The organism is Niallia yueguangensis, from assembly GCF_052663115.1.
Window position 1 is genome coordinate 32,748 of sequence record NZ_JBQTCX010000008.1, and the last position, 17,017, is coordinate 49,764.

Genomic DNA, 17,017 nt, shown 5'->3' on the forward strand with positions numbered 1-17,017 from the left:
ATTCATATTAATGTTGCAGTAATTCACTATTCATTAAATAATGAATAATTAGGTTTCTTTTAAGAAGTCAAAATCAAAATAGAAAAGGCTGAACTGATTATGAGAAAAAAAAGAACCATGATAGAATTAGTAAGTATATTATTAATAAGCGTTTTATTTATCTCAGGTTGTACTAAAACCGTTAATGATCATGAACAACAACAGACGAAAGACACGGTTACGATTAATTCAGAAATAAAATCAAGTGATACCCTTCATGATTCAGAAGAATACTTGGAAAAGTTTTTTGATGTAGAGTTTAAAGAGAATGTAACAAAAGAAGATGTGAATATAGGTATTAAAAAGGTATTTGGAGAAAAAGCCCCACCCATTGACCAAAACTTAAATGGATTGACTTTTATTAAAACACTTAACCAAGCAAGTGGTTTTAAAGAGTTATCTTTAACGTATAGTGATAAAAAGGTTAAAGAAAGCTTGAAAAAAGCGGGGATAAATAAAAAAATTGATAGTAATTTAGCTAAATACGTTGCGTCTTCGATAGATACTAAGCTATTAGATGCTGTAACTGTAAAAGAACTTGTTTCTGCAGATAAAATCACCTCAGATATTGCTACTACTAGCTTTATGGAAGCAGTCAATAACAGCGGTCTCGGAAGGAATTACCTCGGTTATTCAAACGATTCAAATATTTATCGAAAAATAGATGATAGTTGGAAATCTTTTATTTTATACAACGATAAAGAATTGTCCAAATTTGGTGCAAAACTTGTTAAAAATAATACTATTACTGGATATAACTTAAAATTAAACTCCTATAACCCACACTTTTTACCGGAAAAAACGATAACTTATGGACACAATAATATTAACCATGCAATCCAATTAATAGGGCTGCTAAATAGTGAAAACTTAGTAGCTAAGGTGCAGCTCGAACCAAAAGTCTCCATTTTTAAATATTTGCCAGAATGGGGTCCAATTAACGAATCAACACCGATGTATCGGGTTGATAAAGTGGATGGCTTACTATTAGCTAATGCGGTAGAATACGACTTATCCTTAGAATTTTCCTCTATAAAAGATTTGGAAAAATTTGATCAAGTGATAGATAAATATGCTAAGAGAAATAAAGAAAATAAAGGAAAGGGTTTAATTACTACTTCTTGGTGGCAGCCATTCCTTTTAACCTCTAATAATAAAATGCCTAAAGATCGTTTCTTTGAAGTATATGAAGCTAGCGCATCAAATGAACTGTATTCATTGAGAACTGTACTCTTAAAAACTGATAAAGATGAAATAGAGCATAAATTTAAAGAAGTAAATGAATTTGCTAAAACAAAGATTGAAAAAAAGTATACTAATTTAGCCTTTTTTCATTATTTGCAAGGAAAAGATTATGAATAAGTAAAATTTAGTTTTTTCTAAAAGATACATAGATTCCTAATCGAATTTCAGACCGTCGACAAACCCCACACTAGCATTTTTATTAGTGTGGGGTCTTCCTTTGGCTCTGTTAAACTTGACTGTTGATTGCAGCGAGAGGCGTTCGCTTTCCGCGGGCGGTCTGGGAGCCTCCTCGGCGCTGTGCGGAGGTCACTGAAAAAGTGGATGCTATGAAATATATATATAGTGAATATCCAAGCAACGCAGAGATTTCGTTCGGTTTTCCGAGGCTTACCACACGCTTTCCGCGGGGCGAGCGCCGAGCCGCTTCGTCGCTACGCTCCTGCAGGGTCTCGCCTGTCTCGCTAATCCCGCAGGAGTCGTGCGGACGCATCTCCTAACCAACATGATGGTCGTTTTCTAACTCTCTATACCATTTTTATCCTACTAAATATAAGGGTTGCCCCTATAATTTATACAATAAAACACTTTTTCAGTGGCTTCGCTGTTTGCCTGTGGGTTCTCCCTTTGACTCGCTTTTCCCGCAGGAGTCTCACGCCTTCTGCTCCAATCTTCAAAGTGTCAATATCAACATTTAACTTTAACACAGCCTATTAATTATGGAATCTGATACAATCACGCTGTAATTTTTCATAATATGATTTCTAAATTTCCATTAAAAGAGGTTTAGTTAAAGTTCTTTATATATTTTTTAACCACTTAGCTGGATTTCCGGCAACAACTGAATTTTTCGGTACGTCCTTTGTTACAACAGAACCGGCTGCAACAATAGAGTTATCACCTATCGTTATTCCGGGTAGTATGACACTGCTTCCACCAATCCAGACGTTATTGCCAATATTTATGGGGATTGCATATCCATTTTTATTTCTATTTTTTGGTTCAATTGAATGTCCTGCCGTATATAATCCTACATTAGGACCAATCATGCAATCATCACCTATTCTTACCTCTGCTATATCAAGAATCGTACAATTATATCCTGCATAGAAATTATTACCGACATAAATGTTATATCCTAAATCACAATGAAAGTTATGCTCAATAGCTACGTTTTCTCCAACAGAACCAAACAATTCACGAATGATTTTTTCCCTCTTTTCAAAATCTTCTATATCACAAATATTATACTGTTGTACCAATTTCTGTGCTTTAATATTCTTATTTTGTAGTTCTCGTGTTCCTCTTTGATAGTAGATTTTATCTTTATTTGTTTCTGTCATTCCTTTTCTCCTCTCTGCCAAAATAGAAAATCAAAAGTAGAAAAAACTTGAAATCATCTTCTACCTCCTAGATTATATTAAATCTAAATAACTTTCTAAAACTATTTTGTGAAATACCGGACTTATTAATTTAAATGTATCAATAATTTCACGTGTATACCCGTTTTTCTCCAACTCTTCTTGTAGCGCTTTAAGATTTAAACGCTTAACCTTTCTTTTTATTTTTCTTATTTACTGTTAAGAAAATGGTAATAAGGATTACTTAACATTTTTATTAGTATAATTTTTTGGATTAGATAGATACTAGGAAAAGAAAATATTATTTTCTTGAAGGGAGGAATAAACTTTGAAAAGAAAGAAATACTTACTTGTACTATTATCTTCTATTATGTCCCTAGGATTTCTATTTGGGTGTAATGGTGTTGATGAAGATGAACCAGATCCAACTGAAGAACCTTCTGAAGAACAAAACAATGAAAATGAGTAGTAATAATTATTAAAAAGATCAATCATAGTGATAAAATGTGTATAATCAGGAATATTTGTTATGTCGTCCTATTTTTTACTAGGAAACGTAAATAATCAAAAGGATAAATCTCTTGCAGAGAATGATCATTTTGTGCAAAAAGGTCGAACTGGTTAAAAATTTATCTATAAGTCAAATTTTTCTTTATTCCAGAAAAGGGCTTATCTGGAGTAAGAAAAAAGCTCTTTTCCACATCTAATTGTTCAATCCAAGAATAACCAGCTAATATCCCTTCAAGATATTAGCTGGTTTTTGTTACTGATCAAAATAATAAAAACTACGACACTTTCAACTTAATGAATACATTCCGAAAATTACACTCACACCGCCGCATTTCCTTCAAATTTCGTCTCTTGGATAAGAAGCAATCCTAACTCGTGATGATCGCCTTCGTATAATGCTCGCTGCACAAAGCGGACTTCTCCGTGTATATCAAGCACTTCTAGTTTGCAGTGGGCAGAGTTTCGCTGTAATGCTTTATACAGCTCTTTTTTGTTTTGCACAGAAATGTTATTTACTTTTGTGATGATTTCTCCTATTTTCAACTCCATTTTATCTGCAGGGGAATCGGGGACAATTCCTAAAATCTGTACGCCATTGTTTTTTCGGGAAAAATAAAAGGATTTATTTTTTTCTTTATTTTTTTGTCTGTTCGAAATCCATTCACGTCCGATAATAGCAAGCAAAACACTGGCAATCGCGGCAACAGGCAGGAAGTAGGATGCAACGGCACTTAATGCAATGATAACACCTAATCCTACAATATTTTTACCAACCGATCTAACCGCTAAAGCGGGATGCATGCCGATTACTTCTTGTTTAAATCCCAGCAAAAATGGTACGAGAATAAGTGAATAGGTGTGATCACCTACCGTAAATGCCGGCCACCCCTCGATTGGAATAGAAAGAACCCCATGTGGAATAAAAAGGAATAAAGGCACTAGCCATACTCGCTCGGAAATATGTACTCCGATAGACTGACCTCTGTTGCTTTTTTTCAAGCGAGGTGAAGTGCTGTTTACACCTTTTTTTTGGATGAAGATTCCTTCCGCAACAAGCAAAAAACCTAATAAAACAACAGCGGTCGGAAAAATATAGGTTTCTTCAACATAACGCTGCGAAAATAAGAAATAATCCCATTGTTGGTATAACGATGCAATACTTAATAAAATTCCCAATCCTACTGTATATACAGGGGAAAGCAGCCGTGCTTTCAAAAGCAAGCTCAATAAAATGGTGATGACACTAACATAGATCACCAATTCCATCGGTACTACAAGTACAAATAAAACAGATAATATGGATAAACATAATCCAATAATTAATCCTAACGGCAATACTTGTTTTATTTCAAAATATGCATTTTGAGCTCGAACGGTAAAATATTTACGCTCCTTTTTGACTCTCGACACTCCCAAATATGCTGCCAATAAAAAGGAAAAATAAAATACTGGATTCAAAAAAAACTTGCTCATTCCTTTTAATAATTCAAAAAGCCAATCTTGCCCCATTAAGGCCACCTACCTTTTTCGACGACTTCCTATTGTAACTTTTTCTGTTTATTCTTTTTAAAAGAGGTATACTCCTATAAGTAAGCGCTAACAGTTATTTTTTTATCTATTATTCTATTATATTCCACAAAGCTTTTAATAGAAAGACTGTGCGCTACTTTTTCTGCAAAAAACTTACATGGGAGACTAGTTACTCGTCTTCACCATCTAACTAGGAAAATGCAGATTCTAACCCTAATAAAGGCGGTGTGAGCGGAGCCACTCCAAACCCTCTATAAGAATAAAACAAACCACAAAGCACCATCACTTTTGTTTTCCTATTGAAGTTGGCGCAGCTCCGACCCCTTTACCACAAAAAAAAATACCAGACCTTCACTAAAAAGTGATAAAGGTCTGGTACATAAACAAATTATTTTGTTTTAGCTATAGCTGCTTTTACTTTTGTCACTACATTTTCTACTGTAAATCCATATTCTGCAAATAACTTATCTGCAGGAGCGGATGCACCAAAATGATCAATCGTAATAAGTTCCCCTTTTGCGCCGACATATTCTCTCCAGCCTAAAGAAGCACCTGCTTCAATCCCAACTCGTGCCGAAATGTTTTCTGGAAGAACCGTTTCTTTGTACTCAGCAGACTGTTTTTCGAATAAATCCCAGCTTGGCATGCTGACAACTTGAGCAAAAATCCCTTCTTCTTCTAGAGCAGTTTGCGCTTTAACCGCCAACGATACTTCAGAGCCCGTTGCAAGAATCAGCGCTTCTGCTTCTTCTTTTGCTTTGGATACGATATAAGCACCATTTTTTACGCCTTCATATGCTTCTGCCTTTGTCACATCTAAGATCGGCAATGCTTGACGTGTTAATACTAATGCCGTTGGTGTATCTTGACTTTCTATCGCAACTTGCCAAGCAGCTGCCGTTTCTTTTGCATCAGCTGGACGAATAATAGATAAACCTGGCATTGCACGTAAAGATGCAAGCTGTTCAATCGGCTCATGTGTTGGACCGTCTTCCCCAACTGCGATGCTGTCATGTGTAAATACGTATATTACAGGTAATTTCATTAATGCAGCAAGTCGAATAGCAGGACGCAAATAATCGGAGAAAACAAAGAATGTTGCGCCAAATACTTTTACCCCACCATGAAGCGCCATTCCATTTAAAGCAGCACCCATTGCAAATTCACGAACACCGAACCAAATATTTTTAGCTGCATACCCGTCTAAAGCAAAATTTTTCTCATGCCCAATTAATGTTTTATTAGAACCAGCTAAATCTGCAGAACCACCTAAAAAGGCAGGAATCGCTTTTGCAGAAGCTTGAATTGTTTTCCCTGAAGCGTCTCTTGTTGCCATTTGTTCTCCAGCTGTAAATTCAGGAAGACTTTCTTGTAAATCAGCAGGCAATTCTCCTTTAAGCGCTAATTCCAACTGTTCTGCAAGCTCTGGATATTCCGCTTTATAACTTGCAAATAGTGTATTCCATGCTTCTTCTTTTTCCTGTCCAGCTTGAACGAATGTATCATAGTGGGAAGATACTTCTTCTGGCACATAAAATGCTTCCTCATACTCCCATCCATATGCTTGTTTAGCAAGCAATGTTTCCTCTGCTCCAAGTGGTGCACCATGTGAAGCAGATTTTCCGCCTTTATTCGGTGAACCGTAGCCAATAACAGTTTTTACTTCAATTAATGTTGGCACATCAGATTTTTTTGCTTGAGCAATTGCTTCTTGGATTGCTTTTGTATCATTGCCATCTTCTACACGGATTACTTCCCATCCGTATGATTCAAAACGTTTTTGCACATTTTCAGAGAATGATAGATTTAAATCACCGTCTAATGAAATATCATTTGAATCATATAAAACGACTAAACGACCTAATTTTAAATGACCTGCAAGGGACGCTGCTTCTGCCGATACCCCTTCCATTAAATCTCCGTCTCCACAAATGCTGTATGTGTAATGGTCGACAACTGGATAATTTTCTTTATTATATGTTTCAGCTAAATGTCTTTCTGCCATTGCCAATCCAACAGCCATTGCAATCCCTTGACCAAGTGGACCTGTTGTCGCTTCTACTCCTGGTGTATGACCATACTCAGGATGTCCTGGCGTGTTGCTTCCCCATTGACGGAAATTTTTCAAATCATCGATTGTGACACCATATTTAAATAAATGCAATAAGCTGTACAATAACATTGAGCCGTGTCCTGCAGATAATACAAAGCGGTCACGGTTAAACCAATTAGGATTATTTGGATTATGGTTCATTTCTTTTGCCCATAGTGTATAAGCCATAGGTGCTGTACCCATTGGCATTCCCGGATGTCCAGAATTTGATTTTTCAATTGCATCAATGGACAGTGTTCTAATTGTGTTAATGGCAACTTGTTCTACTTGGTTGATTACTACGTTTGACATATTTCACCGTTCCTTTACTTATTAAGGTTGTTCAATCATTTTCAATTTTTACTTATCCATTTATTTCTTTAAAAATAATTCCGTCTTTTTGCACGATTAACTGGCCTGTTTGCTTTTCATTTGCAGTCCACAGCAAAATGCCTTCTGCTAATTCATTTGCCAATATTCGGTCCATTGCGGTTGGGTTCGTACCCATGCATAATGCTTCATCGATTTCTGCATATTTCCAATCAGCATCTATTTTACTTACTACTTCTTTTTCAACTACATCTGCTAATGATACACTATAAATCAAAACATTTGAAGTATTCAAATTATCAAAAGATTTAGTAATATTTTCACTTAATTCTATTACTTCGCCTATTTCATAATCATTTGCTAAAAAATATCCATCAACTGCGATCGCTATATCTTGCAGCATACTTGTCGGCGGTTGTCCTTCAATGGAAAAACCAAATAATCTTGGCTTATCGTATTTTAAAGAATGAATGGTATCTTTTACCTTTAAAATATTTTGTGTAATACTGTTCAGCGCTGTATCATAACCTAATGACGAATCAGATTCCTTCATATTATTGTAAATCGAAGCTGGTACAAATAGTGAACGGACTTTTTCGCTAGAAGCCAATTTAACTTCCCATGTTTCTTTTGCTTGTTGATCTCCGATAATAATAGCAATATCCATATCGGAAAAAAGTTCTTCCCAATTGGAGACATCATCGATTACAGATAATTTCAACATAGAATGACCTAAATAAGGAGAGTCACTTGTCGGCTTTAATTCCCGATAAGAAACCTTTTTATCATGGCCTACTTCCAGTCCAATTACGTCATGCTTTGGTGATAATTCATGATAAAGCTTATAAATAATTTTTTTTACTCCTGCTGGAAAAATTCCTAATACGATAACTCCAACTTTCAAATTCGTTACCTCCTACTTTTCATCTCAAGTTGTCATCCTACACGTATTATATAGGAAAGTTCTGAAAATGGGTATCACCTTACACCATCCAATTTTTTTCTCCTTCTGTTTCAATCTATGATGGAAGTCGTAGACAGTTTATATCTTCTTTAACTAGCCCATTTAAAAAGGCCGTCTTATAAGTCGGTTATACCAACTTACAAGACAGCCAAAGATTAATTATTTGTTTTATCTATTAAAAATCGAAGTTATCTGGGTCTGGACCTACTCTTGTATCTTGATTTAATGCATCGATTTGATCCATTTCCTCTTTTGTTAATTCAAAATCAAATACATTGCCATTCTCTATAATACGGTGTTCTTTAATAGATTTTGGAATCGTAATGATGTTATTTTGTAAATCCCAACGAATAATCACTTGTGCAACTGATTTATTATATTTCGCAGCGATTTCTTGTAATTCTTCATTATCTAATAATTGGCCTTGCATTAATGGAGACCATGCTTCTACTTGAATACTATGTTTTTGGCTAAAGCTTATAAGTTCTTTTTGCGTTAAGCGTGGATGTAGTTCTATTTGGTTAATCATTGGTTTTATTTCTGCATCTTTCATCAAATCTTCTAGGTGATGAATTTGGAAGTTACTTACGCCGATTGCTTTTATTTTTCCATCTTTATATAGTTTTTCAATGGCTTTCCAAGCATCTTTATATTTTCCTTCTTTTGGCCAGTGAATAAGATATAAATCTAAGTAATCCAACCCTAATTTTTCTAAACTTACTTCAAACGCTTGTAACGTTTCTTCGTATCCTAAGTCGTCATTCCAAACTTTTGTAGTAATAAATAAATCTTCTCTTTTGATGCCGGCAGCAGCGATTCCTTCTGCAATTCCTTTTCCAACACCTGTTTCATTATCATAAATTGCTGCTGTATCGATGCTTCTGTAGCCATTTTTTATCGCGGTGGAAACAGAATAAGTAGTTGTTTCTCCATCTTCTACTTTAAAAACTCCTAAACCTAACCACGGCATTTTTACTCCATTTGCTAACGTAACTGTAGATTGTAAATTCATTTTTTCCATTCCCCTTTTCTATAATAGTTTTTTAAAGTATAGGCTCTTTTCCTATAGATTGTTGTTATTTAACCCGCAGCCTGAATACACTCCGCTTTCCGCGGACGAGTGCCGAGCCTCCTCGTCGCTATGCTCCTGTGGGGTCTCGTCTTTCTCGCTTTTCCCGCAGGAGTCTACGTGTATTCAGACTGCTCTGTATGTCAACAATGTTTATTATTTATTCAAAACTACAAACTTTTAGAAAATAGCCAAAGTATAAAATGAGAAGCAGCAAATCTCTCGCTGATGCGTTTTTACAAGTACATAGAAGTCTGCTATTCAGAAACTCTACCGCCTCCCACTTTCCTCATTCTGTACTTCGTTTTATGCTTCTACTTCAATTTGTACCGTTCTTTTTTCTAACATTAAACTATATCCAGTTAAAATAACGGCTAATGTAACCATTAATCCACCAACCCAAGTAGTATGAATGAGGCCAAGCTGATCTGTAACGATTCCTCCTAAATAGGCACCTATTGCTATGCCAGCATTAAATGCTGCTATATTGATTGCCGATGCCACATTTACTGCGGTAGGAACAAATCGTTCTGCAAGCATCACGACGTACACTTGCAATCCAGGTACATTCATAAATGCCAACAAACCCATAAAGAAAATCGTTAGTAAACCAGCAACTTTAAATGGAATGGCAGCCATTAATATAAATAAGACAACCGCTTGCACGATAAACATATAAAACAAGGCCAATAAAGGATTTTTATTAGAGAGCCTGCCGCCAATCACATTGCCGATTGCAATAGCAATTCCGTATAAAAGCAATATCAAAGCAACCGTTCCTTCTTTAAAACCTGCTATCTCACTTAATAATGGCGATAAATACGTAAAGACAACAAATGTCCCACCATATCCTAATGCTGTGATGATAAACATAAGCAACAAACGCCCGTTTTTCACCAATTTAATTTGATCGCTAAATGTTACCTTGCTGCCTTTATGCAAATTGGATGGCACTAGTATCGTGTTGGCGATGAATGCAATAAGGCCAATAATCACAATCGCTAAAAACGCCATTCGCCAACCGAACTGCTGACCAAGAAATGTACCAAAAGGAACACCAGTTACGATTGCAACCGTTAATCCTGTGAACATAATCGAAATAGCCGTTGCCCTTTTATCCTTTGGTACTACATCTGCTGCAATAGTGGAGCCTATCGACATGAACACACCATGTGAAAATGCAGAAATGATGCGAGCAACAAGCAAAACAGTTATATTGGTAGCAATAGCAGCTATACCATTTCCAATAATAAAAATAATCATAATCCACAGCAGCAATGTTTTTCTTTGCATATTAGATGTTAAAGATGTTAAGACAGGGGCACCTATTGTAACACCTAGCGCATAAACAGATACTGTAAGACCAGCCGTTGTAATCGATATGCCCATATCATTTGAAATGAGCGGAAGCAAACCAACACTAATAAATTCAGTTGTTCCTATCGCAAAAGCACTTATTGATAAAGCTAACAGTGCTAATATACTGCTTTTTGGTAAAGCCATAGTATCCTCCTCCTTTATTTATGAAAAATAATAATCGTTCCTACATGTTTTAGGGTAAAACAATATAGATATAACTTTTCTCACTAGCGATAAATAATCAATTGCAATTCTACCGGTTAGTGTTATTATGAATCATATAGGAAGATAAAAAAAGTACGTACTTTTAAGTAATGAAGGCACCAAAAAGATATATAGGTACTTTTTAGTGCCTATCAGACGTCGAAAAGCATACGCTTTTGATTAACCTTATTTCCCATTGATAATATTTTGTTAAAATAATAAAAAAGGAGTATAGCTGAAATGACGAATAAAAAATTAGAACCAACTCAAAAAAAATATAATATTTCGGTAGAAGCAACACTCGAAGTAATCGGCGGTAAATGGAAGTGTGTGATTCTTTGTCATTTAACTCATGGAAAAAAACGGACGAGTGAATTAAAACGACTAATGCCAAATATTACCCAAAAAATGCTCACCCAGCAGCTGCGAGAATTAGAAGAAGATGGCGTCATTAACCGAATTATTTACCAGCAAATTCCGCCAAAAGTAGAATATGAATTAAGTGAATACGGAAAAAGCCTAGAAAGTATTTTAGATGACTTATGCAATTGGGGAAAAAAACATATCGCTAAGGTGTATGGCGATGAAAAGTTGATGCTAGAGGATAGTATTTTAAATAAATAATCTGGATAAAAATCAAAAAATTCCATAATAATCATTCTCCTATTATGTAAACAGTTATAGAGATTCTCCTATTTCATTGGCTAATAGGATAGAAAGTTGAGAAGACACTGTCAAAAAATTGATAGCCTTCTCAACCTTCTAACATTTTCAAATATAATTAGTCTATATGATTTGAAAAATGTTGTTTCGTAAATTATTTATATGTTCCTCTATTTGCTCTCTAAAATATTGTAAAGTGGGGTCTTTTTAGTATTAAAGGCTATAATGAAATTTAAAATATAACAGCAACAATTCCATCCAACCATTAATAAAAATTCAACTAAAGCTTTGCTCAATGCTTACACACATTAATAAGATGTATTATATAATTTCGTAATTCTGAAGCAACTCTACCCTTCCATTATTTTCAAATTCAATAAGTGCTAAATTTGATATCGTTTGCTTAAAAGATGGTGAAAAATCAATATGTCTTTGTTTAAAGCTAGCGAAACTCGTCTCCATTAGATCATCCATTGCAGAAGTAATATGAGGAATCCAATTTTCACAGCATTTTGCTAATAAACTGTTAATTTTCTCATGTATATCAATTAGTTCATTAAATAATAAACTTGACTAAAATGAAATAAATGGTATATTCCTAACAAAAGAAGTAGGGGGTACTTATAGTGAAAATGAATTATTCTATTGTTGATGTATTTTCACAAGGAAAATATACAGGCAATCAACTTGCTGTTTTTAAAAACGCTGGAAACATTTCGAGCAATGACATGCAGCAAATAGCGAAGGAAATTAATTTTTCGGAGACTACTTTTATTTTATCTAATACAAAAAAAGACGACGGTTATGACGTTCGAATTTTTACACCTAATGAGGAGGTACCTTTTGCAGGACATCCTACTTTAGGAACGGCTTTTATTATTCAAAACGAAATATTAGAGAAACCTTTGGAGAAGCTTACATTAAATTTTAAAGCTGGACAAATTCCAGTTACGTTTGACAATCATGAAGAAATTCTATGGATGAAACAAAATGAACCGACTTTTGGTAAAGTTTTAGATAAAAATCAGGTTTCTGATATTTTAAATATTAATCAAGAATACATAGACAATAGATTTCCTATTCAAGAAGTTTCAACTGGACTTCCAGTGATCATTGTACCTTTAAAGTCTTTAGAAGCTGTAAAAAAAGTAAAAATAAATAAAGAAAAATACTTTGAGTTAATTGCACAAACAGACGCTAAAGCTATAATGGTTTTTTCTCCAGAAACGTATCATACAGAGAATGATGTAAATGTTCGAGACTTTGCAGATTATTATGGTGTTCCTGAAGATGCTGCAACTGGAAGTGCCAATGGTTGTTTAGCTGCTTATTTGGTTAAATATCGGTATTTCGAAAAAAGTGAAATAAACATACGTGTAGAACAAGGATATGAAATCAACAGATCTTCTTTATTGTTTTTAAAAGCTAATATTGATAATGGGAAAATCAACATAAATGTAGGTGGTAGAGTAGAAAAAATTGCTCAGGGTGAATGGTTTTTATAATATCCTTTTTACGATAAGGAGAATTTCTACTATTAACCAGTTATTCTAAAAATATCAGCCTAATTTTTTCTATCCTATTGTGAATGAAAACCACTTTATGCCGGAAAAAAGGCTGATATTTTATAGAAGTTTTTTCAAACCTTTACCTTACAATATACCGCAGCGCCATTTGCAGCTGAATATCATTTTCTTCTTTTTTCATTTCTGACCGAACTTCTTCCTGCAATTTTGAAGCAGTATGTGCATCAATCATTCCGGTTGCCTGCAGCCCATTCTGATTTTGAAATGCCTTAACAGCCGTTTCCGTTTGTGAGCTGTAATATCCATCTTCCCGATCCGTTCTATATCCTAAGCTTGTTAATATTTCTTGTGCGTATTTTACTTGCTCATCATTATTTTCCCTTTTTAATGTTTCTTTTATCTGCAATGGATGGGTTTGATATAATGCTGTTTGTTCTACTACTAAATTAGGTTGGATTCCCTTTTTATGAATCCAATTCCCATCTGGTGTTAACCATTTAAACAACGTTAATTTGATTTTGCTTCCATCTCCCATTGGAACAGCTTGTTGAACCGTGCCTTTTCCAAAAGTTCTTTCGCCGATTAATGTATAGTTTGCTGCTTCTTTTAAGGCTCCTGCTAAAATTTCAGAAGCGGATGCACTGCCTTTATCGACAAGGACTACTACTGGATAGTCTTTTTTGGTTTTTAAATGTGAGTAAAACTTTTCTTTTTTTCCATCTCGACGCTCGATTTGTACATATGGTTTTTGTGCAGGTACAAACTCTTCTAAAATACTATTTACACTCGGAAGAAGTCCACCTGGATTGCCGCGTACATCTAAAATCAAGCCAGAAATGCCTGTTTTTTCTAAAGATTTCATGGCAGTTTTGAACTCAGAAGCTGTTTCTTCTGAAAAAGAGGTGATTTGCAAATAGCCGATATTCTCTCCACCGTCTCTTTTTATCGATGAATAAACAGTAATTTGCGGCACTTCATCACGTACAACAGTCACAGAAATTGGGTTGTCTACACCAGGTCTTTCAATCTCTAAATCTACTTCCGACCCTTTTTTCCCACGTATCTTTTTAATGACTTCGTATAAATCCTCCCCTTTTATATTTTGTCCGTCCACTTTTACGATTTCATCATTTGGTTTTATTCCTGCTTTTTCTGCCGGAGAATCTTTTATAGGCGAAACAATCACGATTTTTCCATCTTCGGTGCTTATCTCTGCTCCTATCCCCTCAAATGAAGGGTCCAGTGCTTGATCAAACTGTTTCGCTGTATCTTTATCCATATAAACAGAATAAGGGTCATCTAAAGTGGAGAGCATTCCTTTAATCGCCCCTTCTTCAAGCTTCTCTTTGTCCACTTTTTGTACATAATTATGAAAAATCAACTCGTATGCTGTTTTTACCTTTACTAAAGAGTCTGTCTCACTATCTTGTGTATACGTGTTCATCTCCTGTTTCTCTTTATTAAAAGCACTCATTCCAATATAGGTACCACCTGCTCCTGTCAGAAGAGAGCCTGTCATACAAATTGCCAGCCATTTTCGATTCATCGTGATCGCCCTTTCTACATTAACTGAAACTTCCTCCCATACATTGCTTCAATTATATGTGGAACACGGACAAGTTATGATGAAATGATTTGTCTCTGTATATGGAATCTTGTAGTAATTTCTTTTTACCGTTATTGCACTCCTTTTTCTCGCCGTTGCACCATAAAGAAAGGAGTTTCCCTATTATAGAAAGCTCCTTTCTCGATTATATATTCTTCACTTTCAATACTCTCATTGCATTTAGAACCGCGAGCAGCGTAACTCCAACATCAGAAAATACTGCTTCCCACATCGTTGCAATCCCAAAGGCTCCTAATAAAAGAAATACTCCTTTTACGCCAAGAGCAAATACAATGTTTTGCCAAACAATGCTTCGCGTCCGTTTCGCAATCTTAATGGCTGTTGCTATTTTGGACGGTTCATCTGTCATAATGACAATATCAGCTGCTTCAATTGCCGCATCAGAACCAAGGCCGCCCATTGCCATGCCAACATCCGCTCTCGCTAATACAGGTGTATCATTAATGCCATCACCCACAAATAAAACCTTATCATTTTGCGCTTTTAACTTGTCTAATCTTTCAATTTGTTCTACTTTATTTTGTGGTAATAGCTCTGCGTGAACTTCATCAAGTTTTAACTCTTTGCCAACTTTTTCAGCAACTGTTTTGCTATCCCCTGTTAACATAATCGTCTTTTTTATTCCGAGCTCTTTTAACGCTTTGATTGCTTCCGGAGCATCATCTTTTATTTGATCCGAAATAACGATTGATCCAATGAATTGTTTGTCTACAGCAACATAGATAACTGTTCCAACTTCTTGAACAGGAATAAAATCAATTGTTTCTTTTTCCATCAATTTATGATTTCCAGCTAAAATTTCTTTTCCATCCACCATTACTTGTATGCCATGTCCTGAAATTTCCTGATAATCTTGTACTTTTTCTGCGTCAATTTCTTCCGTATAAGCCTTACGAATCGATAAAGCGATCGGATGATTAGAATGACTTTCTGCATAAACAGCGTGTTTTAACAGTTCTTCTTCTCTTATCCCACTAACAGGTTGGATAGATGCTACTGCAAATACTCCTTTTGTTAATGTACCTGTTTTATCAAACACAACATATTTCACATCATTTAACGCTTCTAAATAGTTGCTTCCTTTTACAAGAATTCCTGATTTAGATGCTGCGCCAATACCGCCAAAAAATCCAAGCGGTATAGATACAACCAATGCACATGGACAAGAGATAACTAAAAAGATCAATGCCCGGTACACCCACTCCGAGAAAGTGGCGCTGCTAATCAATAACGGAGGAATGATAGCTAACATAGCCGCAATAATAACTACTACCGGTGTATAAAAACGCGCAAATTTTGTGATAAAATTTTCTGTCGGTGCTTTGCGGCTGCTTGCATTTTGCACTAATTCCAGTATTTTCGAAACAGTTGATTCGCCATATTCCTTCGTTACTTCTACTGTTAATACACCGTTTTTATTAATAAAACCACTTAAAACCTCGCTGCCTGTTTCTACTTCTCTTGGCAGTGATTCTCCGGTTAATGCCGATGTATCTACCATCGAATTTCCTTCGATTACTTTTCCATCAAGAGGAACCTTCTCTCCTGGTTTCACAACAATCGTATCGCCAATGCCTACTTCTTCAGGGGAGATTTGCTTTATATCGTTCCCTACTTTTATATTGGCATAATCAGGACGTATATTCATTAAGCTGCTGATTGATTTGCGAGAACGGTTAACGGCAATCCCTTGAAACAATTCGCCAATTTGATAAAAGAACATCACTGCGACACCTTCTGGATATTGCTGCACAGCAAATGCACCAATTGTGGCAATCGCCATTAGAAAATGTTCATCAAACCATTGACCACGCATGATATTTTTAACCGCTCGCAAAACAATATCTCCGCCGATGATAAGATAAGCAAGGAGAAAAAGAAGAAACTCCGTAAAAGCAGAAAGTGGTGCAAATAAACCGATGCTTGCCACTACAGCTCCCATTCCTAATCGAACAATCATCTTCTTCGTATTTTCACTTCCATGATCATGGCTATGTTCATGTCCATGATCTTTTTGATTAGCGTGGCGCACTGTTACTTGTGGTTCTATACGCTTTATTATAGCGGTTGCTTGTTCTATCAAGTGATCAAGCTCTCGGCGTGGTGCTTCTATTATAAGTTTTTTTGCGACAAAATCGACAGATGCAGCAGCAACACCGTCTATCTTTACCACTTCTTTTTCTATTTTTGCGGCGCAGTTTGCACAATCTAAGTTTTCTAAAACCAAGGTTGCGCTGGAAGCTTGGTTTTTCTGTTTTTCTTTTACTTTAATATGCGGTTCTAATGTATGAATTTTTTTTTGTGTTTTCGTTATAATTTCCTCTTCATCCTGCTTATTTACTTGCATCGATAAAGTTTGTGTAGCAAAGTTTACCGAGCAGTTGTCCACTCCAGAAATAGAGGCAATCCCTTTTTCGATTTTCATCGCACAATTTGCACAATCAAGACCTTCTAATAAATATTCTTTTTTTGCCAGCTGTTTCGCCTCATTCACATTAATC

The 17,017-nt window shown here is 35.5% G+C and carries 12 protein-coding genes; 4 read left to right on the forward strand and 8 right to left on the reverse strand.

All coding sequences use genetic code 11. From position 1 onward, the window contains the following. The first annotated feature begins 99 nt into the window (after positions 1 to 99). Positions 100 to 1,401 carry a hypothetical protein gene (locus ACTYA4_RS09260; protein WP_443482387.1) on the forward strand — a complete coding sequence of 434 codons (1,302 nt, stop codon included), beginning with the start codon at positions 100 to 102 and terminating at the stop codon, positions 1,399 to 1,401. Positions 1,402 to 2,081: 680 nt separating this feature from the next. Here the strand turns inward: ACTYA4_RS09260 and ACTYA4_RS09265 are convergent. After that, positions 2,082 to 2,624 carry a sugar O-acetyltransferase gene (locus ACTYA4_RS09265; RefSeq protein WP_443482388.1) on the reverse strand — a complete coding sequence of 181 codons (543 nt, stop codon included), beginning with the start codon at positions 2,622 to 2,624 and terminating at the stop codon, positions 2,082 to 2,084. 346 nt (positions 2,625 to 2,970) lie between these two features. Here ACTYA4_RS09265 and ACTYA4_RS09270 point away from each other — a divergent pair, with 346 nt between their 5' ends. Further along, on the forward strand, positions 2,971 to 3,111 hold the full coding sequence (locus tag ACTYA4_RS09270; RefSeq protein WP_443482389.1) for a hypothetical protein: 141 nt from the start codon (positions 2,971 to 2,973) through the stop codon (positions 3,109 to 3,111). Positions 3,112 to 3,470: 359 nt separating this feature from the next. On the opposite strand, the gene ACTYA4_RS09275 is transcribed toward ACTYA4_RS09270, so the two are convergent. The 5 genes from ACTYA4_RS09275 to ACTYA4_RS09295 all read right to left on the reverse strand — a co-directional run bounded on the left by ACTYA4_RS09275 (position 3,471) and on the right by ACTYA4_RS09295 (position 10,640). Beyond that, on the reverse strand, positions 3,471 to 4,661 hold the full coding sequence (locus tag ACTYA4_RS09275) for a PDZ domain-containing protein (protein ID WP_443482390.1): 1,191 nt from the start codon (positions 4,659 to 4,661) through the stop codon (positions 3,471 to 3,473). Between the two features lie 409 nt (positions 4,662 to 5,070). Beyond that, entirely contained in the window at positions 5,071 to 7,086 is a 2,016-nt protein-coding gene (tkt, locus tag ACTYA4_RS09280; RefSeq protein WP_443482391.1) for a transketolase, read from the reverse strand. 52 nt (positions 7,087 to 7,138) lie between these two features. Further along, a complete protein-coding gene (locus ACTYA4_RS09285; protein WP_445505599.1) occupies positions 7,139 to 8,008 on the reverse strand; it encodes a 6-phosphofructokinase in 870 nt (289 codons plus the stop codon). A gap of 235 nt (positions 8,009 to 8,243) precedes the next feature. Then, positions 8,244 to 9,089, reverse strand: coding sequence for a glyoxal/methylglyoxal reductase (gene pgoN, locus ACTYA4_RS09290; RefSeq protein WP_443482393.1), 846 nt, complete (start codon positions 9,087 to 9,089; stop codon positions 8,244 to 8,246). A 354-nt stretch (positions 9,090 to 9,443) separates the two neighbouring features. After that, positions 9,444 to 10,640 (reverse strand): MFS transporter, encoded by a 1,197-nt coding sequence (locus ACTYA4_RS09295; RefSeq protein ID WP_443482394.1) that lies wholly within the window; start codon positions 10,638 to 10,640, stop codon positions 9,444 to 9,446. Positions 10,641 to 10,940: 300 nt separating this feature from the next. On the opposite strand from ACTYA4_RS09295, the gene ACTYA4_RS09300 reads away from it, so the two are divergent. Further along, positions 10,941 to 11,324 (forward strand): winged helix-turn-helix transcriptional regulator, encoded by a 384-nt coding sequence (locus ACTYA4_RS09300; protein WP_443482395.1) that lies wholly within the window; start codon positions 10,941 to 10,943, stop codon positions 11,322 to 11,324. A gap of 662 nt (positions 11,325 to 11,986) precedes the next feature. After that, positions 11,987 to 12,868, forward strand: coding sequence for a PhzF family protein (locus ACTYA4_RS09305; RefSeq protein ID WP_443482455.1), 882 nt, complete (start codon positions 11,987 to 11,989; stop codon positions 12,866 to 12,868). A gap of 142 nt (positions 12,869 to 13,010) precedes the next feature. Here ACTYA4_RS09305 and ACTYA4_RS09310 read toward each other — a convergent pair whose 3' ends face one another. Further along, positions 13,011 to 14,435 (reverse strand): S41 family peptidase, encoded by a 1,425-nt coding sequence (locus ACTYA4_RS09310; RefSeq protein WP_443482397.1) that lies wholly within the window; start codon positions 14,433 to 14,435, stop codon positions 13,011 to 13,013. 205 nt (positions 14,436 to 14,640) lie between these two features. Continuing rightward, positions 14,641 to 17,010, reverse strand: coding sequence for a heavy metal translocating P-type ATPase (locus ACTYA4_RS09315; protein ID WP_443482398.1), 2,370 nt, complete (start codon positions 17,008 to 17,010; stop codon positions 14,641 to 14,643). Between the last annotated feature and the right edge of the window lie 7 nt (positions 17,011 to 17,017).

Excerpts from the sequence above, each read along its gene's own strand:
- ACTYA4_RS09295 (WP_443482394.1), bottom strand. The coding sequence starts at position 10,640 with ATGGCTTTACCAAAAAGCAGTATATTAGCACTGTTAGCTTTATCAATA.
- tkt (WP_443482391.1), bottom strand. The coding sequence starts at position 7,086 with ATGTCAAACGTAGTAATCAACCAAGTAGAACAAGTTGCCATTAACACA.
- ACTYA4_RS09300 (WP_443482395.1), top strand. The coding sequence starts at position 10,941 with ATGACGAATAAAAAATTAGAACCAACTCAAAAAAAATATAATATTTCG.
- pgoN (WP_443482393.1), bottom strand. The coding sequence starts at position 9,089 with ATGGAAAAAATGAATTTACAATCTACAGTTACGTTAGCAAATGGAGTA.
- ACTYA4_RS09310 (WP_443482397.1), bottom strand. The coding sequence starts at position 14,435 with ATGAATCGAAAATGGCTGGCAATTTGTATGACAGGCTCTCTTCTGACA.
- ACTYA4_RS09275 (WP_443482390.1), bottom strand. The coding sequence starts at position 4,661 with ATGGGGCAAGATTGGCTTTTTGAATTATTAAAAGGAATGAGCAAGTTT.
- ACTYA4_RS09265 (WP_443482388.1), bottom strand. The coding sequence starts at position 2,624 with ATGACAGAAACAAATAAAGATAAAATCTACTATCAAAGAGGAACACGA.
- ACTYA4_RS09260 (WP_443482387.1), top strand. The coding sequence starts at position 100 with ATGAGAAAAAAAAGAACCATGATAGAATTAGTAAGTATATTATTAATA.